Annotated in this window: 13 protein-coding genes; 5 read left to right on the forward strand and 8 right to left on the reverse strand. The window is 75.5% G+C overall.

What is annotated here, in order from left to right:
- Position 1 precedes the first annotated feature (1 nt).
- Genes ACFYZL_RS09280 through ACFYZL_RS09290 form a run of 3 tightly spaced genes read right to left on the reverse strand, consistent with a single transcriptional unit; the run spans position 2 to position 12,483 of the window.
- Positions 2 to 346, reverse strand: coding sequence for an acyl carrier protein (locus ACFYZL_RS09280; RefSeq protein ID WP_388677464.1), 345 nt, complete (start codon positions 344 to 346; stop codon positions 2 to 4).
- Positions 336 to 5,027, reverse strand: a complete 4,692-nt coding sequence (locus tag ACFYZL_RS09285) for a beta-ketoacyl synthase N-terminal-like domain-containing protein (protein WP_388677467.1) — start codon at positions 5,025 to 5,027, stop codon at positions 336 to 338. Before ACFYZL_RS09285 ends, ACFYZL_RS09280 begins: the two co-directional genes overlap by 11 nt.
- Complete coding sequence (locus ACFYZL_RS09290; protein WP_388677470.1) at positions 5,020 to 12,483, reverse strand: SDR family NAD(P)-dependent oxidoreductase; 7,464 nt, start codon at positions 12,481 to 12,483, stop codon at positions 5,020 to 5,022. The genes ACFYZL_RS09285 and ACFYZL_RS09290 overlap by 8 nt, the downstream gene beginning before the upstream one ends.
- A gap of 495 nt (positions 12,484 to 12,978) precedes the next feature.
- Between ACFYZL_RS09290 and ACFYZL_RS09295 the strand changes: the two genes are divergently transcribed.
- The 3 genes from ACFYZL_RS09295 (at position 12,979) to ACFYZL_RS09305 (ending at position 16,579) form a co-directional block, all read left to right on the forward strand.
- Positions 12,979 to 13,872: a LysR family transcriptional regulator gene (locus ACFYZL_RS09295; RefSeq protein WP_384747352.1), complete on the forward strand. Its 894-nt coding sequence runs from the start codon at positions 12,979 to 12,981 to the stop codon at positions 13,870 to 13,872.
- 88 nt (positions 13,873 to 13,960) lie between these two features.
- Positions 13,961 to 15,244, forward strand: a complete 1,284-nt coding sequence (locus tag ACFYZL_RS09300; RefSeq protein WP_388677473.1) for an Ig domain-containing protein — start codon at positions 13,961 to 13,963, stop codon at positions 15,242 to 15,244.
- Positions 15,245 to 15,328: 84 nt separating this feature from the next.
- Positions 15,329 to 16,579, forward strand: coding sequence for a cytochrome P450 (locus ACFYZL_RS09305; RefSeq protein WP_388677476.1), 1,251 nt, complete (start codon positions 15,329 to 15,331; stop codon positions 16,577 to 16,579).
- A 49-nt stretch (positions 16,580 to 16,628) separates the two neighbouring features.
- On the opposite strand, the gene ACFYZL_RS09310 is transcribed toward ACFYZL_RS09305, so the two are convergent.
- Positions 16,629 to 18,029 carry a hypothetical protein gene (locus ACFYZL_RS09310; protein WP_388677479.1) on the reverse strand — a complete coding sequence of 467 codons (1,401 nt, stop codon included), beginning with the start codon at positions 18,027 to 18,029 and terminating at the stop codon, positions 16,629 to 16,631.
- 59 nt (positions 18,030 to 18,088) lie between these two features.
- Positions 18,089 to 19,672 carry a serine/threonine-protein kinase gene (locus tag ACFYZL_RS09315; RefSeq protein WP_388677482.1) on the reverse strand — a complete coding sequence of 528 codons (1,584 nt, stop codon included), beginning with the start codon at positions 19,670 to 19,672 and terminating at the stop codon, positions 18,089 to 18,091.
- A gap of 124 nt (positions 19,673 to 19,796) precedes the next feature.
- Between ACFYZL_RS09315 and ACFYZL_RS09320 the strand changes: the two genes are divergently transcribed.
- Positions 19,797 to 20,780, forward strand: coding sequence for a GlxA family transcriptional regulator (locus ACFYZL_RS09320; RefSeq protein WP_384747365.1), 984 nt, complete (start codon positions 19,797 to 19,799; stop codon positions 20,778 to 20,780).
- Between the two features lie 59 nt (positions 20,781 to 20,839).
- Positions 20,840 to 21,427 carry an isochorismatase family protein gene (locus ACFYZL_RS09325; protein ID WP_384747368.1) on the forward strand — a complete coding sequence of 196 codons (588 nt, stop codon included), beginning with the start codon at positions 20,840 to 20,842 and terminating at the stop codon, positions 21,425 to 21,427.
- Here the strand turns inward: ACFYZL_RS09325 and ACFYZL_RS09330 are convergent.
- The 3 genes from ACFYZL_RS09330 to ACFYZL_RS09340 are packed head-to-tail and all read right to left on the reverse strand — an operon-like array spanning position 21,417 to position 24,290.
- Positions 21,417 to 22,499 (reverse strand): alpha/beta hydrolase, encoded by a 1,083-nt coding sequence (locus tag ACFYZL_RS09330; protein ID WP_388677486.1) that lies wholly within the window; start codon positions 22,497 to 22,499, stop codon positions 21,417 to 21,419. The two genes, ACFYZL_RS09325 and ACFYZL_RS09330, sit on opposite strands and share 11 nt — an antisense overlap.
- Positions 22,490 to 24,145, reverse strand: a complete 1,656-nt coding sequence (locus ACFYZL_RS09335; RefSeq protein ID WP_384747373.1) for a molybdopterin-dependent oxidoreductase — start codon at positions 24,143 to 24,145, stop codon at positions 22,490 to 22,492. Before ACFYZL_RS09335 ends, ACFYZL_RS09330 begins: the two co-directional genes overlap by 10 nt.
- Positions 24,102 to 24,290: a hypothetical protein gene (locus ACFYZL_RS09340; RefSeq protein WP_384747376.1), complete on the reverse strand. Its 189-nt coding sequence runs from the start codon at positions 24,288 to 24,290 to the stop codon at positions 24,102 to 24,104. The genes ACFYZL_RS09335 and ACFYZL_RS09340 overlap by 44 nt, the downstream gene beginning before the upstream one ends.
- Between the last annotated feature and the right edge of the window lie 85 nt (positions 24,291 to 24,375).

Below are 24,375 nucleotides of genomic sequence, written 5' to 3' on the forward strand. Positions count from 1 at the left end.
CTCAGCCGGCCGTTGCCGGTGCGACGGCCGATGCCGGTGCGACGGCGGTGGTCGTCGCCGTGCGGGCGAGGGACGCGTGGGTGATCCGGCCGATGTGCGTGACGAGTTCGCCGACGGACATCGCCAGGATGGCGTCCATGTCCTTCTCCGCCAGGAACCCCATCAGGTCCACATCGGCGCCGTAGCGGTGGTGCAGCAACTCGGCGAGGGCGACGAACTCGACGCTCTCCAGCGCGAGATCCTGGTTGAAGGTCGTCTCCATCGTGACCTCCTCCGCGAGCAGGTACTCGTCGCCGACGATCTCCACGAGCATGGAGGTGATCTCGGCGAGGATGTCAGGTGCCATGACGGGTCTCCGTGAGCTGGAAGGGGACGGTGGACGGGTCCGCCGGGTCCGTCGGGTCCGCCGCGTCGGCGGTCCAGGCGACGACGTGGCCCGGTGGCGCGAGGTCGAGCAGGGTGGCACGGACCGGGTACGGCCGGCCGCCGGGCGAGTGCACCAGCAGGGCGCCGGGGTCCGGGTTCCCGGGATCCTCGGCCGTCACCCGCCATGCGCGGGGCCGGCCGCCGAGCCCGCTGCCGTCCGCCTTGGCCGCGGCCTCCTTCGCGCACCACAGGGCGGTCAGCGCGGCCGGCAGACCGGTGCCGTCGAGGGCGGCCAGCCGCTCGGCCAGGCGGAGTTCGTCCGGGTCGAGGGCGATGCGGACCAGCGCGTCCGGGTCGGCGGTCACCGGTTCCACGTCGATGCCGACCGGCCGGGACGGGTGGGCGAGGGCGACCGCGATCCGGTCCTTGTGGGCGATCGACAGCCGGAAGCCGCCGGTCAACGGTCCGAGGGCGAGCGGGCGGCCCGCCGCGTCGTTGCCGATCGGGACCTCCACGGGGAACACCGGCCCCGCCCCTGCGTCCCACAGCAGGCCGCGCAGGGCATCCTTGGCCGCCATCCGGCCCAGCAGCCACGGCGCCTTCGCGCGGGGTGACAGCGCCTCGTACACCGCCCGTTCGGCGGCTCCGAGGTAGCGGCGCATCACCAGCTCCTGCGAAGCGGGATCGGTCCAGCGCCGCCGCGCCAGACACCAGCCCTCGGGCCGGGGCTCGCCGATGCCGCACACCTCGGGGGTGAACTTCATCGGCCAGACCCGCTCGTCGGCGCCGAAGCGGCGGTACGTCCACCCCTCGATCCGCGCCCACACCGGGCCGGTGGCACGGCCGTCGGCGTCGGCCCGGCGCAGTTCGAGGTCCCCGCGCACGCTGATGTCGCGGACCTCGCGGATGCGGGCCGTCGCGGCGACGAGCTCCCGCCCGGCCGGCGGGGGTCCGTAGAAGCGGATCCGGTCCACGGTCGCGGGGAAGACGAGACGGTCCACCGGCAGCCGCAACTGCATCCAGTGCCCGAACAACTGCCCGGCCGCGTCGAGGAGCGCACCCGGATCGGGCAGGGCTCGCAGGACCCCCTGGATGCCGTCCTCGCCGACGGTCCGCACCTCGTGCACCGCGGCGAACCGCGGGCCGTGGAACATCCACCGGTCCCGGTACAGCGCCTCGGCGCTGACGGGGGCGGGACGGGGCTCGCGCAGGGGCGTCGGGTCGGGCGCGGGCGGTCGCTCGTACCGCGCACCGAGCAGCACGACCACGCTCGCGTACTCCCCGAGAGCGACGCGCAGCCGACCGGGCCCGGCGTCCCGGACGGTGACCTCGACGTCCACGGCGGGCTCGACGGCGAGCCAGCGCAGGGCCCGTACGTCCTCGTACCCGACCACGGCGAGGCCGGGCGGCGCGTGGTGGCGGGCGGCGTCGGCGGCCAGTTCGAGCATGGTCGTCATGGGTACGACGGGGAACCGGTCGGAGTCCTCGGGCCAGCCGTCGGGCTGGAGGTACACGCAGTGGTCCCGTACGTAGGGCAGCGTGGCGAGGGAGAGCCGGAGGCGGGACTTCCCCGCGGCCCCTTCCGAACCGTGGCGTTCCGGCCCCGATGCGGTCGGCCGGGCATCCGCGGCGGGCGCGAGCGGGGCCCGTACCGCAGCCCAGGCCTCGGTGACGCTCCGGGCGGCGGTGCCGGTGTCGGCGAGTACGGCGTCCAGCGCGGACAGCAGCACCGGCCGGGGGCCGGTCGGCTCCGCCGGTACGTGCGGTGCGGCCGGCGACAGGAGCCCGCCGAGCGTTGCCCGTGCCTCCTCCCCGAGCCGCACCAGCGGCGACCCGAGGTCCAGGGGCACGCCGAGCCCGCGGCGGGCGCCGGATCCGCTGCCCGAGCCCGGCCCGGGGGCGTCCGCCGTGCCCGCGTCCGGCCCCGCCGGGCCGCGCGTAGCCACGACGGTCGTGTCGCACGCGGTGCCGGGGGACGGGCGCAGGGAGACCGCCGAGCCGCCCGCGGGGCCGTCGGCAGGGGACAGACGGTCCCAGTGCGGGGCGTGGCCCTCGGCCCACAGTGCGGCGCACGCACGACGCAGGGCCGCCAGGCCGCCGAGTCGGGGGGAGGAGACGGACACCGACAGGTGGGGGCGGTCGCGCAGGGTGTCCTCGACGAAGCCCGGCAGGCTTCCGGGGCCCAGCGTCACGAAGGACCGCACGCCCTGCTCCTCGTACAGCCGCAGGGTCAGCTCACGGAACCGGACCGGCTCCAGCAGGTGGCGGACCACCAACTCCCGCACCTCACCCGGGTCGGAGGGGAAGGGCGCGCAGGTCGTCGCCGACCAGACGGGCAGCGCCCCGGCCGTCAGCGGCAGCCGCCCGAACGCGGCCCGGACCTGCCCCAGGTACGGCTCCCACATCGGCGTGTGGAAGCCCGAACGGAACGGCAGTTCCTGTCCGAGCACCCCGTCGGCCCGCAACCGGGCCACGACCGCGCCCACTTGCTCCGGATCGCCGCAGACCACCGATTGGTGCGGGCAGTTGTCATGGCTCACCACCACCCGGTCCAGCCCGCGCAAGGCCGCCTCCGCCCGCCGCGCACCGCACCCCAGCGCCGCGTACACGAGGTCCGGGACCAGCAGGTCGCCCGGCCGCAGCGAGCCGAGGAAGGTGTCGGCCGCCTCCTTCGGGTACATGCCGGCGGCCACCATCGCCGCCCACTCGCCCAGGCTGTGCCCGGCCAGCACGTCCGCCTCGATGCCGAGACCCGGCATGAGCCCGGCGAAGAACCGGCCCGTCGCGATCGCGTCCAGGGCCCGTTCGATGAGCGTCGAACCCCGGGTGAGCGGGGGCCGGGCGGCCCCCAGCCGGTCCGCCACGTCGTCCACCACGGGCGCGAACTCCGGCTCCAGACCCGGGAACAGGAAGGCCGTCCGGCCACCCAGGGGCTCCGGCGCGAACCACACGTCCCCCCTCCCGCGCCAGGCCCGGCCGCGCGCCACCGCCTTCGCGGCCAGCGCGAGCCGCTGCGGGGTCGGCCCGACCACCGCCAGCCGGCAGGGCCCGGCGCCCCCGGATGCCGGGGTCCCGGCGGCCAGCAGCGCGGACAGCTCCGCCGGGTCCCCGGCGGCCAGCAGGAGTACGTCCTCCCGGGCGGGGGTCGGCCCCACCGGCGCGGGCGCGGGCCCCAGCGGCAGGAACCGCCGCCCCGGCGGCGTCGGGCGGGCCGCCGCCGGAGCCTCCTCCAGCACCACGTGCGCGTTGATCCCGCCGAACCCGAACGCGTTGACCCCGGCGCGGCGCGGCGCCGGTCCGCGCTCCCACGGCTCGGCCGCAGTCACCGGCCGCATCCGGGTCCGTACGAGCTCCGCGTGCGGCTCCTCCAGGTGCAGGGTCGGCGGCAGCACCCCCTCGTGCACGGCGAGAGCCGCCTTGATCAGTCCGGCCATGCCGGAGGCCTGCATGGTGTGCCCCAGCATGGACTTCACCGATCCGAAGCCGATCCCGCGCCCCCCGGCTGCCGGCTCGGGCGGGCCGAAAACCCGTGCCAGGGTGTCCAGTTCGGCCGCGTCGCCGACCGGGGTGCCCGTGCCGTGCGCTTCCAGGAGCCCGAGCGCGCCCGGCGCCCGCGGATCCAGACCGGCCTCACGCCAGGCCCGCTCCAGCGCCCGTACCTGACCGGCGACGAGCGGACTCATCAGGCTCGCCGCCCGCCCGTCGCCGGCCACGCCGGTGCCGCGGATCACCGCGTACACCCGGTCGCCGTCGCGTTCCGCGTCCGCCAGCCGTTTCAGCAGCACCACCCCGGTGCCCTCGGACAGCAGGGTCCCGTCCGCCCGCCGGTCGAAGGGCCGGATCCGCTCGCTCGGGCTGAGCGCCCGCAGCTGCGTGAACACGCTCCACAGCGTGGCGATGTGACAGTGGTGCACGGCGCCCGCGACCACCGCGTCGCAGCGTCCGGCCGCCAGCAGCCCGACCGCCTGGTCCACGGCCAGCAGCGAGGAGGCGCACGCCGCGTCCAGGGTGTAGGCGGGTCCTCGGAAGTCCAGCCGGTTCGCGGTGCGGGCGGCGGTGAAGCTCGGCACCAGCCCGATCGAGGCCTCCGGCCGCTCCGGGCCCAGCGCCTCCTGGAACGCCGACCGCACCCGCGCGATCCGCCGCTCGCCCAACTCGGGCGCCAGCTCCCGCAACGTCTGGGCCAACTGGTGGGCGGTGCGCACCCGCTGGTCCAGACGTGCGGTGGCCACCCCCATGAAACCACCTCGCCCCAGCACCACCCCGATCCGGGAGCGGTCGGTCGGCAGCCGGTCCTCGCCGCCCGCGTCGGCGACGGCCTCGGCCGTCGCGTGCAGGGCCAGCATCTGATCCGGCTCGGCGCCCTCCACCGCGGCCGGCATGATCCCGAACCGGGTCGGGTCGAAGGCGGCGAGTCCGTCGACGAAGCCGCCGCGCCGACAGTAGAACCGGTCGCCGGAGACGGGGCCGGACGCGCCGTCCGGGTCGTAGTACACCTCCGGATCCCAGCGCCCCGGCGGGACCTCGCCGATGGAGTCCGTACCGGCGAGGAGATTGCGCCGGTACGAGGCCAGGTCCCCGGCCCCCGGGAAGACGGCCCCCATCCCGACGATGGCGGCGTCGGTCGGGCGCGGTCCGCGGCGCGGCTCCCGCTCACTCATCGCGGCCGCCCTCCTCCGTCGCGTCGGCCATCAGGACCACCTGTACGTCGGTGCCGTGCGCGAGCTCGGCGAGGAACGCGGCCGTGCCCGCCTCCGGCGCGATCAGCGGGATCCCGCGCCGTTCGTAGGCGCGCTCCAGCTCCGGGGTGACCATCCCGCCGGCGTCCGAGGCCCACGGACCCCAGTCGACGGCCAGCACCCGACCGGGGAAGGACTCCGCCCAGGTGTGCGCGAGGCCGTCGAGGGCGTCGTTGGCCGCCGCGTAGTCGCACTGGCCGCGGTTGCCGTACACGCCGGCGACGCTGCCGAACAGGGCGAGGAAGCGGGGCGGGGGCGTCGAACCGTGCTCGGCGGCCGCCGTGGCGAGGTGGCGGGCGCCGGCCACCTTGGTGGTGAACACCTCGTCGAAGTCGGCCGGTCGCTTGTCGCGCAGCAGGGCGTCCCGCAGGACCCCGGCGCCGTGCACGATCCCGTCGAGCCGGCCGTGCCGGGCGCGTACGTCGTCCACCACGGCCCGTACGGCGGCCGCGTCCGTGACGTCCGCGCAGTGGTAGCGGACGGAGGCCGCCGCGCCGGCGAGCCCGGTGAGGGTGGCCCGTACCTCGCGCTCGGCGAGGACCCGGGAGGCGGCCGCCTCGATCTCGGCCGGCTTGCGGAGCCCGGTGGCGATCAGCGCGGCGCGGAGCGCGACCCGGTCGTGGGCCTGGTCGAACCGGTCCCCGGCGGGGTCCGGTGCGGGGGTGCGGCCGATCAACTCGACGTGGCAGCCGGTGGCGCGGGCCAGCGCGAGGGCGGTCCGCGCGGTGATCCCCCGGGCGCCGCCGGTGAGCAGGACGACGGAGCCGGGGTCGAGCGGCGGCCGCCCGTCCCCTTCGGCGAGCGGGGTCGGCACCGGGAGGCGGGCCACCCGTACGCCCTCGGCGGTGTAGCCGACGGAGGCGTGCGCGGCGACGCCGTCCGCGTCGGCCGCGTCGGCCAGCTCGTCCACGAGCTGCGCGGCGATGCGGTCGGGGTCCTCCTTGGGCTGGACCTCCACCGCGCGGACCAGGGTGCCGGGGTACTCCAGGGCCGCGCTGCGGGCGAAGCCGTGCAGGCCGGCGCCGGGGGTGCCGGGCGCGGTGACCAGGAGCAGCCGCCGGACGCCGCCGGTCAGGGCCTGCCTCAGCCCGGGGAAGGCCCTGGGCAGCACGGGTTCGGCCCCGGGCCGCAGCGCGGACAGGTCGACGAGGCCGTCGCACGCGGCCACGGCCGCGCCGCTCCCCTCAAGCTCGGGGAGCACGGTCACCTGGGCGCCGTGCGCGGCCAGGGCCGAGCCGAGGGCCGGTGCGATGCCCTGCCCGTCCTCGACGACCCCGATGCGCAGGCCGCGCAGTTGCGCGGGACGTCCGTCGGCGGGGGCCACGGGCGCGGCGGTGACGACGAGCCGGCCGAGGGGCGCGGGCGCGGGGCCGCCGGACGCGGGTGCGGGCGTGGCACCGGGCTCCGGCCCGGCCCCCGTCACCCCTGCCGGTGCTTCCGCGGGCTCGCCCGCGCGGGAGACGACCCAGTCCACGATCCCGCGCAGGGTCTTGATCCGGGACAGTTCCTCGACCGCGTCCTCGGCGGTCCCGCCGGCGCCCTGCGGGAGCCCGATGCGGTCGGCGAGGGCGCCGATGATCTCGACGCGTTTGATGGAGTCGATCGAGAGGTCGGCCTCCAGGTCCAGCTCGGGGTCGAGCATGTCCCGCGGGTACCCGGTCCGGGTGTGCACGATTTCGAGGACGACGTCCATGACGGCTTCGGCGGACCGTTCACCGCCACCGCCACCGCCACCGCCACCGCCACCGCCACCGCCGTCGGCCGCGCCACCCGCCGGGTCGCTGTCGCCGGCCGCGGTTGCCGCGCCGCCGGCCGGGACCGTGCCCCGGTCGGCGCCCGCCGCCGCGTCGGGCCACGGTCCGGGCGCGGCCTCCCGGCCGCCGGGCATGCCCGCTCCCGCGCCATCGGCGTGGACACCGGGCCACGGACCCTGATCCGCCCAACCGTTCGCCGCCGGGATCCACCCGCCTCGTTCCGCCCCGGCCGTGGCCGCGCCCGGCCCGCCCCCCTGGTCGTCCAGTGCGGGCGCGCCGGGGGCCACGGCCCCAAGCCCCCACGCGTACGACCCCGCCGGGGCCGCACCCGCGCCCAAATAGCCCAGCAGGACGTCCCGCTGTGCCCGCACCAGTTCACGCGAAGCGCGCAGGTACGCGAGGACGGCCTCCTCGCGCCGCTCGGCGGCGGGGGCCGCCCCCGCTTCGCGGGCAGGGGCAGGAGCCGGGCCGGCCGACCCGGGCGCCCACGCCCGGCCGTGCCGGGCCGCGCCGGGGCCGGGGTCCGCGGCCGAGCCCGGACCGGAAGCCGGAGTCGCCCACGCCTCGCCGTCCCGGCCCGTGCCGGGACCGGTGGCGGTCGGTGTCCACGCCCCGGCGTCCGGGGGCGAGCCCGGAGCGGTGGTCGGGGCCGCCCAGGGGCCGGTGGTCCGGGCCGCATCCTGGAGACCCGTGCCCCCCGGAGGGACCCGGCGGGCCGGTTGGAGGCCGCCCTTGACGGGGGTGCCGTCGGCCGTGCGGACCAGGTGGCCGTCCACCAACCAGCCCGGGCGGCGTGGGGCGCGGTCCGGGAGTGGGGAGGTACGGCCCCGGAACAGGGCCGAAGGGGTGATCTCCACGCCCGCCGCCGCGAGTTCCGCCAGTGCCGTGACCAGCCGGAGCAGCCCGTGCTCGCCGGGCACGTCCAGCGGGACCACCGTGTGCGGGCGGTCGCCGAGGACACCGGCGACCAGCCCCGACAGCACCCGGCCGGGGCCCGCTTCCACGAAGGTCCGGACGCCGGAGTCGTACATCGCCTCCACCTGCTCCACGAACCGCACCGGCAGGGCGAGCTGGCTCGCGACGAGGCCCCGTACCCCATCGGCGGAAGCGGGGTACGGCGCGGCCGTCGCGTTCGACCACACCTCGACGTCCAACCCGGACACCTCCGTCGCCGCCAGCTCGGCCGCGAGGGCGTCCGTGGCCCCCGCCACCACCCGACTGTGGAACGCGCAGGCCACCGGCAGGGGCCGGGCCGAGAGCCCCGCCCCGCCCAGCGCCGACACGGCCGCGGCGACGGCATCCGTCGGGCCCGAGATCACGCACTGCCGGGGCGCGTTGTGGTTCGCCACCACGCATCCGGCGCGCTCGGCAATCTCCCGTACCTCGTCCGGCGCCGCCGACACCGCCGCCATCGACCCCGGATCCGCCCCGGCCGCGGCCAGGATCGCCTCGGCGCGCCGGGTGCTGAGCCGCAGCAGGCTCTGCGTGTCGTACGCCCCGGCCGCCCACAGTGCGGCGAGCTCCCCGTACGAGTGCCCGGCCACGCAGTCCGGCCGGACGCCGAGCTCCCCGAGCAGCAGGTGCGCGGCCGCGCCCGCCAGCCCGAGGGCCGGCTGGGCCACCCGGGTGTCCGTGACCGCCGCCCGCCGCGCCGCCCGCTCCTCGGCGGTGAACGCCGCCGGCGGGAACATCGCCGAGACCACCGGCTCCGGCCCTTCGTCCAACAGTCCGCGCAGCCCCGGGAATGCCATGAACAACTCGCCCAGCATCCCGGGCCGTTGACTGCCTTGCCCCGGGAACAGGAACGCCACCCGTCCCGGCTGCGCCGACTCCTCCCGTACGTGGACCCCCGTGCCGGGAGCGAACGCGCGGGCCTGCCCCAGCCGGACCGCCAGCTCGTCCGGGTCCGTGGCGACGACGGCCACGTGGACCGGCCCCGCGTCGGCGGCGACCTCCGCGGCGAGGTCGCGCAGCGCCCACGGACGCCCGGCCGCGTCGTTCTCCTCCAGGCGGGCCGCGAGCCGCGCCATCGCCCGGCCCGCCGCCCGGCGGTCCTCCCCGCGGAAGAGGAACACCTCGGCCGGCCACTCCTCCAGCCCGTGCCGGGGCTCCTCGGTGCCCGCGTAACCGGCCAGCACCGCGTGGTAGTTGGTACCGCCGAAACCGAACGCGCTCACGCCGGCCACGCGCCGCTCCGGGGGCTCCGCCCAGGGCCGGGCCTCGTCGTCGAAGAAGAAGGGGCTGCTCTCCGCCTCCCAGGCGGGGTTCGGGGCGTCGATGTGCAGGGTGGGAGGGCGCACGCCCGCGTGGACCGCCCGGGCCGCCTTGATCAGTCCGGCCAGGCCCGCCGCGCACTTGGTGTGCCCGAGCTGAGACTTCACCGAGCCCAGCGCGCAGGCCCCGACGTCGGCCCCGGCGGCGGTGAACACCTCGCTCAGCACAGCCAGTTCGGTGCTGTCGCCGACCACGGTGCCCGTGCCGTGCGCCTCGACCAGGCCCACCTGGCCCGGGGTGACCCCGGCGCGTGCGTAGGCCCGCTCCAGCGCCCGCCGCTGGCCCTCGGGGCGGGGCGCGGTCAGGCCGAGCGACCGGCCGTCGCTGGAGGCGCCGACGGCCTTGATCACGGCGTACACCCGGTCGCCGTCCCGTTCCGCGTCCGCGAGCCGCTTCAGGACGAGCGCGCCGACGCCCTCGCCGAGGGCGATGCCGTCGGCGGCCGCGTCGAAGGGCCGGCAGCGGCCGCCGGGGGACAGGGCGCGGACGGACGCGAACATCAGGTAGTCGTTGATGCCGTTGTGCACGTCGGCGCCACCACACAGCACCATGTCGGAGTCCCCGTCGCGCAGGTGGCGGCAGGCGAGGTCGAGCGCGGCGAGCGAGGACGCGCAGGCGGCGTCGACCGTGCAGTTCGCGCCGCCGAGGTCGAGCCGGTTGGCGACCCGGCCGGCGATCACGTTGGCGAGGATCCCGGGGAAGGAGTCCTCGGTGAGGCGGGGGAGTTGCTCGTCCAGTGCGGGCGGCAGCTCGCCGAGGTAGGCGGGGTGCAGGGCGCGCAGCCCGTACGCGCCGGCCAGCTCGGTGCCGGCCTCCGCGCCGAACACCACCGAGGTCCGGGAACGGTCGAACTCCCGGCCCTTGCCGTACCCGGCGTCCGCGAGGGCCCGCGCGGAGATCTCCAGGGCCAGCAGCTGTACGGGCTCGATCCCGGTGAGGGAGGCGGGCGGTATGCCGTGCGCGAGGGCGTCGAAGGGCACCGGGCCGAGGAAGCCGCCCCAGCGGGACGGGGTGCGCTCGCCGGCCCGGGCCGGGTCGGCGTCGTAGTACAGCTCCGGGTCCCAGCGCTCGGCCGGCACCTCGGTGACGGCGTCCGTCCCGGCGAGCACCATGGCCCAGTAGGCGGCGAGGTCGGGGGCGCCGGGGTAGGCGCAGGCCATCCCGACGATGGCCACGTCGAGCGGGTCCCCGGCGGGGGGCTCGGCCGAGGGGGCGAAGTCGCGGGCTCGCCGCGCCAGCAGTTCCGTGGCCCCCTCGGTCACCTGCGCGTGCAGCGCGGCCACGGTCGTCGTTCCGCCCCGCAGGACGGCGGCCTGCCCGAGCATGAACAGCCCCTCGGCGTACTGCACCTCCTCGGCCACGCTTTCCAGGCGGGCGCCTCCTGACGGGGGCTGCTCGTCGGCGGGTGCGCTGCGGCCGATCGCGGTGGCGAGGCCATCGGGTGCGGCTTCGCCGCCGGGGCTCCGCCCCGGACCCCGATCCTCAAGCGCCGGAGGGGCTGAACTGCCGCCCGCCCGGGCCCCGTCCGAACCCGCCGAGCCGCCCGCGAGGGAGCCGGCCGAGCCCCCGGCAGGGACACGCCGCAGGCCCTTGCCGGCCAGGCGGAGGCGGCCCAGGTTGAGGGCTTCCAGTTCCTCCCAGACGCGGCGCGGCTCGGTGCCGCTCTCCGTGAGGCGGCGGCGCGTCTCCTCGAAGGTGTCGGCGTACGGGGTGGCCGCGCAGCGCGTCGCGTGGCCGGGGGCGGTGTGCAGCAGCACCGTACGGTCGCAGTCCAGCGCCGCCCGCTGGAAGCCCGGCACGATCGCGCCCGCCGCCACCGCCTCCTGCGTGAAGAGGTACGCGGTCCCCATCAGCACCCCCACCCGGGCGCCCCGCTCCGCCAACGGCGCCGCGGCCGCCGCCACCATCGCCGCGGAGCGCTCGTCGTGGACGCCGCCCGCGAACAGCACGTCCAGCGCCTCCGGTTCGGGGCAGGACAGCAGCCGCTCGATCTGCTCCTCCCACAGCGGGAACGACGCCCGGGGCCCGACGTGCCCCCCGCACTCCAGCCCCTCGAAGACGAACCGCCGCGCTCCCTCGCCGAGATACCGCTCCAGCAGCCCCGGCGACGGCACGTGCAGGTGGGTCCGGATCCCCGCCGCCTCCAGGGGCGCGGCCTGTGCCGGAGTGCCTCCGGCGATGATCGCGTACGGAGGGCGGGCCTCGGCGACGGCGGCCAACTGCTCGCGCCGCAGCTCCGGCGGGGCGAAGCCGAGCAGACCGACGCCCCAGGGCAGTTCCCCGAGCCGCTCGGCGCTCTCGGCCAGCAGCCGGCGTACGTCCGGGCCCTCCATCACCGCGAGCGCCAGGTACGGGATCCCGCCCGCGTCGGCCACCGCCCCGGCGAAGGCCGCCCGGTCGCTGACCCGGGTCATCGGGCCCTGCGCGACGGACAGCGGCCGGGCGAGCGGGCGGTCCCGCGCGGCCGCCGCCAGGTGTTCGCAGATCGCGGCCCGTACGGCCTGGAGCACGCCCCCCGTGGTCCGGTACCGCGCGGCCAGCCGGGCCGCCGAGGCTCCGTCCTGTCCCACGGGCAGCAGCTGCGTCCTCAGGTCCCGGGCTCCGAGGAGCGCGGCCACGGGCCCCTCGGGCCGGGGCAGGTCGGGCCGCGCGAACACCCGGTGGCCGCGCTCCAGCCGGGTCTCGGAGCCGTCCATCGCGCGCAGCGCCGAGCAGACCTCCCCCGGCAGCCCGGCCTCCCCCTCGGCGGTCAGGGCGAGTTGTACGTCGAGCAGCACCCCGGCGGCTCCGCCCGCGACGGCCGCGGCCGCCGTGTGCGGGCCGATGCCGCCGAGGGCCCGTACGGGCACGGTGACGCCCGGGTCCCCGAGCAGTTGCTGGAGCAGTACGAACGTGGTGGTCCCGCCCACCCGGCCAGCCGCCTCGTGCCCCTTGGCGACGAGCCCGCCGACCCCCGCGGCCACGGCCCGCGCCGCCTCCTCCGGGCCGGTGACCTCGGCCCAGACCCGCGGGCGTCCCGCCGCCGCGGCCCAGGCCGACACCTCCGCCGGGGAGTGGTACGCCGGATCCGCGAGCAGCACCGTGTCCACCTCGGCGGGCAGCTCCCCGGGCTGCACGCGGCAGCCGACGGGCACCCGCACCCCGTACCGCCCGGAGCCGGCGCCGCCCGACCGGCGGGTCAGCTCCGCGAACGCGCGCCGTGCGGCGTCCGGGTCCCGGCCGAGATCGAGCAGCCCGAGGGCCCCGGCACGCTCGGCGGCGGCCACGATCCGCAGGTGCGGCTCCTCGAAGGGGGTGACCGCCACGACGAGGTCGCGGGTGGCGTCTGACTGCGGGGGCTGGGGGATCACGGGCGCTCCTCTTTGAGTGCTGTGTGACATGGCGCAGTACAGGGCGGAAGAACGGGGAACGGGCGAAACGGGGAGCGGAGGCATGCCGGAGCGGGAGGTGCGGCGTCTCGCGCACATCGGCCGGGCGACCCGCCGCCGACAAGGCGGGCTTGAACAGTGATCAAACACCCTCACGCCGCGATGCATCGTGCGGTCGCCTTCCCGCACTGTCAACAGCCATGCGGAATGCGCTGCTTCGCGCCGGTGGCCCCCACGGCGGACCCGACACGCACCCCCGACGCGCCCCCTCGGAGCCGCCGACGCGCCGGTGGCCTGGGGAGATTCCCGTCGAGGCGGGGCCGGCCCCGACGCGCGCGTCCTCGTCACGCGTCCCCAGGGGCATGCCGGACCGGCATGCCAACCCGTGGAACCCGGTATGAACGCCACGCCGGAACGGGGAACTTGTTCACCTGACGAGCCCTTACAGGTACAGCCCCACCCGGTTACCGTCCGTCCATGACCCCCACCCTCGCGCAGCTCCGCTACCTCGTCGCCGTCGCCGACTGCCGGTCCATCACCGGCGCCGCCGCCTCGGTGTTCGTCGCCCAGTCCGCCCTGTCCCGGGCCGTCCAGGCCATGGAGCGCGATCTGGGCGTCGAACTCCTGGCACGCCGGGGAAGGGGGGTGGACCTCACGCCGGAGGGGGCCCGGGTCGTCCGGCTGGCCCGCACCGTGCTGAACGCGGTCGAGGCCATCGACGACATAGGCACGCCGCACGGCAAGAGCGCCCGGGCCGCGCTGGGCCTCGTCACCACCCCCACCCTGGCCCTCGACCTGGCCACGGACCTGGTCGCCGGCTTCACCGAGCGGCATCCGACCGTCGACGTCCGGCTCCAGCAGCACGACAGCCGCGAGGCGCTGGTGGAGGAACTCAACCAGGGTCGGGCCGAGTTGGCCCTGGTCGACCTGCCGGTCGACAAGGAGCTCTCCACCCACTTCATCCAGGAACGGGAGGTGGTGCTGATCTCGCCCGTGGGCTCCCGGCTGCCGGACCCGATGCCGCTGCGGATGCTCGACGGCCTGCCGATGGTGCTGCCCACCCCCGGGACCGGGCGGCGCACGGAGATGGAGGCCATGTTCAGCTGCCTGGGCGTACGGCCCGTGCCCTGCCTGGAGGTCGACGAGCGGCTCGGTTGGGTGACGGGCGTGACCGACGGCCGGGGCTCCCTGATCTGGTACCGGGACGTGGTCTTAAGGGCGTTCGGCAGCCGCGCCGAGGTCCGCTCCTTCACCCCGCCCCTGCTGCGCCCGGTGGGCATCGCGCACGCCCGGCGGCCGCTGAGCCGCGCGGCCCGCGCCTTCATCGCGCACACGGGACGCAAGGCGCCCGTACGGGAACCGGTGCGCTGAGGCGGCATGCCGCGGGAGCATTGAACGATGCTCAAGCGGGCGACGGTCGGGTCTGTACCGGCAACTGATGTCCCGTCACATTGTGGGCATGTTCCCACTCCTCACACCCCACCGGGTCGCCGCCCTCGCCACCGCGGCCCTCGCCTCCGTCCTCCCCGTCGTCGCCTGGACGAGCAGCGCCACCGCGTCCGCGTCGTCCCCGGCCGTCACGACGGCCGCCGCCGCGCCCCTGGCGCCGGAGAAGAAGTGCACCCTTCCCGGTGGCCTGATCGAAGAGAGCGGCCTGGCCGTGAGCCGCAAACATCCGGGCATCCTCTACGTCGTCAACGACAGCGGGAACACCAACCAGGTCTTCGCCATCGACTGCACCACCGCCACCGGCCGACTCGCGGCCACCTTCACGGTCTCCGGCGTCGGCAACACCGACTGGGAGGGGCTGGCGATGGGCAAGGACGCCACGGGCGGCCCCGCCATCCTGGTCGGCGACATCGGGGACAACTTCGGCAGCCGCGCCGAGATCGTCGTGCACTCCTTCCCCGAACCCGACCGACTCGCCGACGCCACGGTGACGCCGGTGACCCACCGCTTCGCCTACGCCGACGGCAGGCACGACGCCGAGTCCCTCCTCGTCGACCCCCTCAGCGGCCGGATCCACATCGCGAGCAAGATCGTGGGCGCCCCGGGGCAGCTCTACCAGGCCCCGCTGCCGCCGGTGACCGGGCAGGTCAACACGCTCACGGCGGTCCGGCCCGGCCCGGTGTTCGCCACCGACGGGGCGTTCTCGCCGACGGGGGCCTCGTACACCCTGCGCAGTGGAGGCCCGATCGGGGCCAACGTCGCCACGGTGTACGACACCGCGGGGACCAAGCTCGCGGACGTCGCCCTGCCGGCGCAGTCGCAGGGCGAGACGGTGACGTACGCCGACTGCGCGAACCTGCTCGTCGGCTCGGAGAACGACACCCAGATCTGGCGGGTGCCGCTCCCGCCGGAAGCCACCCCGGGCTGCGGCTCGACGCCGACCCCGACGCCGACCCCGACGCCGACCCCGACCCCCACGCCGACCCCGACGCCCACTCCGACGCCCACTCCGACGCCCACGCCCACCCCGGGTGACCTGCGCTTCACCAACCCGGGACCGCAGACCTGCAAGTTCAACCAGTCCTGCACCATTGCGCTCGCCACCACCGGCGGCAGGGCCCCCGTCAAGTACGCCGTCGACTCCCTGCCCTGGGGGCTGACCCTCGACCCTGGTTCCGGACGCATCACCGGCAAGCCCTGGGCGATCGGCGGCGTCACGGTCACCGCCACCGCGACCGACTCCACCGGAGCCACCGCGGGCACGTCCTTCGCACTGACCGTCAACTGGTTCTGAAACGCCCCCGGGACGGACTTGTACAACACGACCCCAACCCCGCACTGTTGAGCGAGTTTCGGTCATCAGGTCAGGAGAGTCGGCTTGTCCTCCCACATTTCACCGGTCCCGCACGTCATCGACCCCGCCGGCGGCTGCCCGCACGCGCTCAACGCCCGGCTGCGCGCCGAGCAGGGCGCCGTGGCGGAGGTCGTGCTTCCCGGCGGGGTGCCCGGGGCGGTCGTCCTGGGACACGAGGCCCTCAAGGAGTTCCTCGGCCACCCCGACGTGGCCAAGGACGCCCGGCACTTCCCCGCCCTGCACGACGGCACCATCCCCGCGGACTGGCCGCTGCGCGTGTTCGCCAACGCCCAGGGCATGCACACGGCCGACGACGCCGACCACCGCAGGCTCCGCTCCCTGGTGGGCAAGGCCTTCACCGCGCGTCAGGTGGAGCAACTGCGCCCGCGCGTCGAGGAGCTGACCGCCGAACTCCTCGACGACCTCGACCGGGCCGCCGCCGAAGCCCCCGACGGGGTCGCCGACCTGTACGCGCACTTCGCCCTGCCGCTCCCCATGAACGTCATCTGCGAGCTGCTCGGCGTGGACCCCGAGCACCGCAGCCGACTGCACCACCTCACCAACACGGTGATCATCGCGACCGACATCACCCCGGCGGAGAAGATGGCCGCCCTCCAGGAACTCGTCGCGCTGATCGGCACGATCGCGGCGGCCCGGCGGGAGAACCCCGGCGACGACCTCACCAGTGCCCTCATCGCCGTGCGCGAGGGCGACGGCGACCGGCTCAGCGAAGTCGAACTCACCGGCACGATGCGGCTGATGCTCGTCGCCGGCCACGAGACCACCCTGAACCTCGTCGTCAACGCCGTCCGCGCCCTGTGCGCCCACCGCGATCAGCTCGCCCTCGTCCAGGACGGCAAGGCGACCTGGTCGGACGTGGTGGACGAGACCCTGCGCTGGGACGGACCGGTCAGCTGGTTCCCCTTCCGCTACCCCACCCGGGACCTGACCATCGACGGCACGGTGATCCCGCAGGGCACCCCGGTGCTCGCCGGATACACCGCGGCGGGCCGCGACGAGGCCTTCCACGGCCGGGACGCCGACCGCTTCGACATCACCCGCCCCACGGCCGCCCGCCACCTCTCCTTCGGCCACGGAGCCCACTACTGCATGGGCGCCCCGCTCGCCCGCCTGGAGGCCACGATCGCGCTGGAGCGGCTCTTCACCCGCTTCCCCGACCTCGACCTCGCGGTCACCGAGCCCGAACTCCCCTACCAGCGAAGCTTCATCAGCAACAACGTCCAGTCCCTGCCGGTCCGCCTGACCCGGGACTAGCGCGGCCGCCGGGGCCGCCCCGCGGGCGGCCCCGGCGGTACGGGACGGGCTAAGGCCGGGCCACGACGTCCGCCACCCGGTGGGCGTAGATCACCCGGCCGCACGGCGAGCCCGCGTCCGTGCAGGTCGGGTCCGTGGTGTCCACGCGGTGCTCGGTCAGTGACCACAGGTACTGCGTGCCGCCGCCGGACACGCTCTGCCCGTGCTCGAAGGACAGGTCCTCGGGGCCCACCGCGTTGGTGATGTTCGCTCCGTAGTCGGTCAGACGACCGCCCGAGACGGTGGCCCTGCGCAGGCTGCCGCTGTGGGTGGTCCAGCTGCGGTTGAAGTAGTACAGGCCGTCGTAGCGCGCGGCGCCCTGGGTGAGGTCGCGCGGCAGGTAGAACGCGCTCGTCGCGCCGACCACCCCGCCCGCCGTCTTCAGCAGCCCGGTGCCGTCGTCGATGGGCAGGGCGCCGACCCGGCCCTTCTCGGGGTGCGCGGCGTCGGAATCGCAGTACTCGCCCATGATCAGGGCCGGCGCGGCCGTGTCGCTGCGGTCGACGGAGATGTAGGACGCCTTGGGCGCGCCGGTGGCGGCACAGGTTCCCGCGGCGGAGTTGCCCTGGGCGCTGACGAACTTGTACGAGGCCACCTGCGGCATCACGTACCGGTAGGTGTGCCCGTAGTAGACGTTGCTCTGCCGGCCGATCTGGGTTTCGTCCCGGACGTTGCTCTTCAGGCCGTCCAGAGTGGTGTCGTCCACCGAGGCGTTCCGGTCCGGATTGAGGTCCAGGACGGAGCGCATGTCGAAGACCCGCAGGCCGTTCAGCGTGTCCGCGACGTAGAGGTGGTACTTGTACCAGGCGATCCCGCCGGCGTGGACGTCGACCGCCTTGTAAGAGGCGTGGCCGTAGCTGTTGTAGTACGGCTCGACGAGCAGGACGTGGCGGTACCGGCGGCCGTCCGGGTCGCCCGGTATCGCGGTCTCCGGGTCGACGAACGACAGCCGCACGCCCCTGCCGCCGGTCTTGTCGTACCAGGCGGTGACCAGGGGCTTGCGGGAGCCCCACAACTCGTCCGCCTGGGCGTCGGAGACGCCGGTGATGCCCTGGGGTATCCATTCCTCCGTGGCGGAGTCACCGGCGTCCCAGCAGAGCTTGCGGGCGGGGGCGAGGACCTTGCCGTCGTCGCCCGTGCCGAAGGGGTCGGTCGTGCAGGACGCGCCCGTCTTGGCGACCCGGTTGCCCTGGTCGAGCAGGTCCTGGACGCCCTGCGTGGGGAGGGCCGCCTTGAGGTCGGCGACCTGGGCGCTCAGGTCCGGGCCGGGCTTGAGGTTGAAGGAGGACGCGGTCGCCGGATCGCCGGGGGCCGCGAGGGCGGGGGAGCCGAGCAGGGGAACCGCGAGCACCGCCGAGACCGCGATGGATATCCAACCGGCGTGCCGTCGGCGGGCGTTATGGGGGGACATGGGTTTCTGCTGCCTTCGCTGTGGGAGAAAGCGAAGATCATACGCATGCCCCACCCGGGTCAGCAGGGTGTCGAAGAGCCGCTCTGCCGGGTCAGGTTGTCGTTCGACATCCAGCCCTCGACGTTCGACCCGGGCACGCGGACGTACGTCCACTTGTTGCCGTGCGCGTTGACGACGAAGCAGTGGTACACCAGCTTCGTGCCCTTCTTGGCGAGCGACACCGCGGGACAGTTCTGGTACGGCCCGGTCTCGATGCGGAAGTCGCCGTTCATGTAGCCGTAGCCGCCGGGGGACGCTTCGCGGTGGCTCCAGCCCGTACAACCCGTCGACACGGGGCTCGGTTTGGTCGCGGGGCTCACCGAAGCCTTCGGCGGCGCACCGGTCTTGGCCGTCGCGCCGGGCTTCGGGGTGGGGGTGACGGCCGGGGTGGCGGGATGGGGGGAGGCGCCCGGCGCACCCGGGCCGGAGGCGGCCGCCCCGGGGTGGGCGGCCCGCGCCCCGTGCCCGCCGCCCTTGCCGTCACCCCCGTTCGTCACGGCGTACGTGATGCCGCCCCCGGCGAGCACGACGGCGGCGGCCGCCACCACGACGACGGCCCGCCCCCGACGCCGCGGCCCGCCGGGAACCGGTCCACCGCCCTGCCGTGAGGTGACCGTGGGGCGCGGGCCGACGGGCGGCCCGAGACGGCCCCCGGGGCCGGGCGCAGGAACGGGCGCGGACGCGGGAACGGGAGCGGGAGGCGGCGGAGCGGGGGCCGGCGGTGCCGGACGCGCGTCGGCCGGGCTCCCCGCCGCGACCCGCTCCAGCATCGCGCGCGCCTGCTCGGCGGTGGGCCGATCCTCCGGCCGCTTCGCCATCAGGGCCTGCAGGACCGGCGCCAGCGGTCCCGCCAGCCGCGGCGGGGGCAGCGGCTCGGAGACGATCGCGGACAGGGTGGACCACACGGAGGTGCGCCGGAAGGGCGAGGTGCCCTCGACGGCCGAGTACAGGGTCATGCCGAGCGACCAGATGTCGGAGGCCGGTCCGGGCTCGCTGCCCTGGGCCCGCTCCGGCGGCAGGTAGTCCAAGGAGCCGATGATCTCGCCCGCGCGGGTCAGCTTGGTCTGGGCCTCCTCCTCGGCGGCGTCCACCGAGGCGATGCCGAAGTCGGTGAGGACCACCCGGCCCCCGTCCTGCTCCAGCAGCACGTTCCCCGGTTTGACGTCCCGGTGCAGCACGCCCACCCGGTGGGCCGCGTCCAGGGCGTCCATCAGCTTGGCGCCGATGGCCGCCGCCTCCCGCGGATCCAGCGTCCCGCGCCGGGCGAGCAGGTCGTCGAGTGAGGGCCCCTCGATCAGTTCCATGACGATGACGGGCAGGCCCCGCTCCTCGGTCACGTCGTGCACCGTGACCACCCCGCCGTGCCGGATCCGTGCCGCGGCCTGCGCCTCGCGCCGCATCCGGGCCCGCAGGTCGGCGAGTTCGGGCGCGGACGCGTCCGTGTGGGCCCGCAGGAGTTTGACGGCCACCTCGCGACCCAGCAGTTCGTCCACGGCCCGGCCGACGACACCCATGCCGCCGCGGCCGAGCACCGCGGTCACCCGGTAGCGGCCGCCGAGCACCCTGCCGACGAGTTCCCCGTCGTTCGCCTCTTCCCCCGGCACGGCACGCCCCGTTCCTCGACCGACAGCATGTGATCACCTCGCGGCCACCAGGGTAGAGGGCCGTGTCCGGATGTGACAGAACACCGTCATTGCCGCCACCCGGCACGGCTGTGACGATGGACGCATGTCCACGATCCGCCGCGTCGTCATCGCGGTCTTCCCCGATGTCGACCTCCTCGACGTCACCGGCCCGGCCGAGGTGTTCGCGCTGGCCAACCGGGAAACCGGTGGCCGGGCGGGCTACCGGGTGCAGCTCGCGGGCCCCGAGCCCGGAGTGGTGGCCACCTCGGCGGGGGTGCGCCTGGTCGCCGACCTGTCGTTCGCCGAGGTCGACGGCGTACTGGACACGCTCCTCGTGCCCGGTGCGGTGGACCTGCGCCCCGGCGGCCCGGTCGCCCGGATCGACGCGGAGGTGGTGGCGTGGCTGAAGACGGCCGCGCCGGCGGCCCGCCGCGTGGCGTCGGTGTGCGTGGGCGCCCACCTGCTGGCCGCGGCCGGTCTGCTCGACGGCAGGACGGCCACCACCCACTGGTCGACCGCCGCCCAACTGGCGGCCGACCACCCGGCGGTGACGGTGGACCCGGATCCGATCTTCGTCCGGTCCGGCAACATCTGGACCGGGGCCGGGATCAGCGCCTGCATGGACCTCGCGCTGGCGCTGGTCGCCGACGACCTGGGGGAGGAGGTGGCGCTGGGCGTGGCCCGGCAGCTGGTGATGTACCTCAAGCGGCAGGGCGGCCAGAGCCAGTTCTCGGTGCCGCTGAGCCGGCCCGCCGCCTCCCGCCGGGACATCGACGAGCTGCGGATGTTCATCGCCGACCACCTCGACGGCGACCTGTCCGCGGCGGCCCTCGCGGCCCGGATGTGCCTGAGCGAGCGGCACTTCGCCCGGGTGTTCCGCCAGGAGACCGGCACCACCCCCGCCGCCTACGTCGAGGCCGCCCGCGTGGAGGCGGCCCGCCGCCTGCTGGAACACACCGACCAGCCCTTGGACGAGGTCGCCACGGCCTGCGGACTCGGCTCGGTGGAAACCCTCCACCGGGCGCTGCGCAAGCAGATCGGCATCACCCCGGCGGCCTACCGCCGCCGCTTCCGCACCTCGGGCTGAGTCCCTCCGCCCGTTCTCCACCCCTTTTCCCGCACCATCCCGACAAGGAGTGCTTCGCCATGCCCGTTTCCACCACCCTGCGCGATGTGATCGGCCTCGACAACGAGCTGCCCCGCCTCGCCGACACCGCCCTCGTCCTGATCGACTTCCAGAACACGTACCGCACCGGCGTCATGGCCCTCGAAGGCGCCGAAGAGGCCCTCGCGGCGGGCGCCCGGCTGCTGGCCGCCGCCCGGGCCGCGGGCATCCCGGTCGTCCACGTGGCCGACGCGGGCTACGACATCGACTCCGAGCTCGGCGCCATCAGCCCCGAAGTCGCCCCCGCCGACGGCGAACCGGTCGTCGTCAAGGGGGTCCCCGACGCCTTCCACGGCACGGACCTGGAGAAGACCCTGCGCGAGCTGGGCGCCGGCCAGGACCTGGTGCTGGCCGGGTTCATGACCCACATGTGCGTCGCCTTCACCGCCCAGGGCGCCTTCAACCGCGGCTTCCGGCCCACCGTCGTCGCCGAGGCCACCGCCACCCGGTCCCTGACCGCTCCCGACGGCACGGCCCTGCCGGCCGCCGGCCTCCAGACCGCGGCCCTGGTCACGATCGGGGACGTGTTCGGTCTCGTCGTCCCCACCGTCGAGGACCTCATCGGTTAGCCGTACGCCCCTGGGTCGGCGGGGTGAGCCGGCTGCTCAGCCAGCCCAGCGCGTCCGGGTACATCCCGCTCCAGGTCTGGAAGTTGTGCCCGCCCGCCGGCCGGACCAGGGTCTTCACACTGACCCCACTGCCCGCCGCGGCCCTGGCGAACTCCGCCAGTTGCCGCGGCGGGCTGTCCTTGTCCTGCGCGGAAGTGGCCAGGAACAGGCCGACGTCCGCCTTCTTCGCGTGCTCGACCAGCCACATCGGACTGTTGTGCTCCCGCAGCACCGGATCGGACAGCACCTCCGGATCGCCCGTCAGCGGATCCGGGTCCAGGGCCGCTCCCGCCCGGAAGGCCTTCGGGTACTGGAGCGGCAGCTTGGCCGCGCAGAACCCCCCGGTGGAGACGCCCATCAGGCCCCAGCCACCCGGTGCGGGCAGGGTCCGGAACTTCCGCGCGACCAGATCCGGCACGTCCTTGGCCAGCCAGTCGGCGACCTTGCGGTCCGGGGTGTTGCTGCAGTCCGTGTTCACCCCGCCCGGGTAGATCTCCGGGATCACCAGGATGAACGGGTGCGCCGCGCCCAGGTCCACCAAGTCGTTCAGCGCGCCCGGCATCTTCCCGAGGTCGATCCAGGTGCGGGGCGTGCCCGGATAGCCGTGCAGCAGCATCAGCACGGGGAACCGGGTGCGGTCCGCGCCCGGAGCGTCGTACTGCGGCGGAGTCCACACCGTCACCTGCCCGGCGAGCTTCGAGTGCGAGCCCCGGAAGTACGTGGTCCGCGTACCGTCGCCGCCCGGTGTGAACGTGGCCCGTCCCACCGGCGGTCCGGTCATCGAGCCGGGGTCCTGTCCCGCGCCGGTGCCCAGCAGGTCGTCCCAGGAGGAGTAGAGCCCGTAGCTGTCGTTGATCCACGTGGCCACCACGCAGATCGCCGTGAGCTGGCACAGCCCGATCATCACCAGCCGCGCCGGCCACCGCACCCATCCCGGGCCGGGGATCCGGTTCCACAGCAGCAGCGCGGCCAGCACGGCCAGCACGGTCAGGACGATCAGCGTGACGAGGAACGAGGCGGCGGTCAGCTCCACGGCCCCTGCTTCCCCCGTCCGCCCGCACCGCCGAGGGCGCCGAGGCCGCCGACGCTCACCTCCGCCGTGTGCCACCCGGTCGCCCCGTCGGGGACGGTCCCCGTCCGCACCCCCGTCTGCACGGCGCCCGTGCCGTCCGTCGCCCGGACCTCCAGGGTGTGCCGACCCGGCGTCGCCTCCCACGGCCACACCCACTGCCGCCAGGTGTCCACCCCGTCCGCCGCCCCGAGCCGCGCCTCCTGCCAGGCGCCACCGTCCACCCGTACCTCCACCCGGGCGATCCCGCGGTGCTGCGCCCACGCGACTCCGGCCACCGCCACCCGGCCCGGATCCACCCGGGAGCCCGGACGCGGGGTGTCGATCCGCGACTGCGTCTTGACCGTGGCCTGCTGCGCCCACGACCGGCGCACCCAGTACGCGTCGTACGCGGCGAAGGTGGTCAGCCGCAGTTCGGTCAGCCACTTGCAGGCGGAGACGTATCCGTACAGCCCCGGTACGACCATCCGGACCGGGAACCCGTGCGCGAACGGCAGCGGTTGACCGTTCATCCCCACGGCCAGCAGCGCCGCCCGACCGTCCATCACCGCCTCCACGGGGGTGCCGATGGTCATCCCGTCCACCGAGCGCGCCACCAACTGGTCCGCCGGACCGCCCCGGGACGGCGGCCGTACGCCCGCCTCGCGGAGCAGGTCGCCCAGGCGCACGCCGAGCCATCGGGCGTTGCCCACGTACGGCCCCCCGACCTCGTTGGACACGCAGCACAGCGTGATGTCGTGCTCGACGAGCGGGCGGGCCAGCAGCTCCCGCATACCGAGGGTGAGGGGTCGGGTCACCCCGTCGCCGTGGATGGTCAGCCGCCAGTCGTCGGCGTCCACGCGCGGTACGACCAGCGCGGTGTCCACGCGGTAGAAGGCCCCGTTGGGCGTGATGAAGGGGGAGATCCCGGGGACGGGCAGCTGTGCCCCGGCCGGGACCGGCGGCGCGGGCACCGTGGGCGGGGGCAGGACGAAGTCGGCCCGCGAGGCCGTCGCCCCCGACGAGCCGTACGCGCCGAGCCGCCGGCCCGCGTACCCGATCCCGGCCGAGAGCAGCACGACCGCCGCGGTCAGCCGGCCGAAGCCGCGCCGGTCCAGCGGCCACGTCCCGGCCGGCGTCCCGTCGGCCGGCCGGGGCCGGTTCGCCACCGTGACCAGCAGGTACAGCACGGCCGCGGAGGCCAGTGCGCCCATCAGCGAGGGCAGCGCGTCCTTCCAGGAGGCCTCCGGCCGGCTGAGGGCGGCCACCGCCCCCAGCACCCCGATCCCGCCCGTGACCGCGATGGCGGCGGGCAGGCTCCGCAGGGCGAGGATTCCCGTGCCGGCCGCCACCGACGCCAGGACGAGGACGACGCCGATGCCCAGCGCGGCCTTGTCCGAGGTGCCGAACAGCCGGATCGCCCACTCCCGCACGCCCACGGGCGTGAGGTCGACCAAGGCACCGCCCACGGCGGTGAGGGGGGCGGCCTCGGGCCGGACCGCCGCGGCGGTCAGTTCCGCGACGGCCAACCCCGCGAAGGCCGCCACCACGCCGGTGACCGCCCCCACCAGCGGCCGCCGGCCCGGTCTAGGGCCCGTCGTCGAACGGTTCGTCGCGTTCACTGGGTCCATCCGGTGTCGTCGCCTTCCGAAGGGCTTCCGGGACTTCCCGGCGCTTGCGCAGCTCCACCACCCCGTAGGGCCAGGGGCAGTGGCCCGAGCGGTCGAGGGCCGACGGCTCCGGAATCGGCGGGGGCTGCTGTGCGGTCTCGGTCATGCCCACGATGATTTCCGCGGCCGTCCCGGGCGGCGGAGAGCCGACCGTCCTGTACCTCGGACGGGTAGCGGGATTCCCCCGGGAG

The sequence above is a fragment of the Streptomyces sp. NPDC001717 genome (genome assembly GCF_042892775.1).
Classification (GTDB): domain Bacteria; phylum Actinomycetota; class Actinomycetes; order Streptomycetales; family Streptomycetaceae; genus Streptomyces.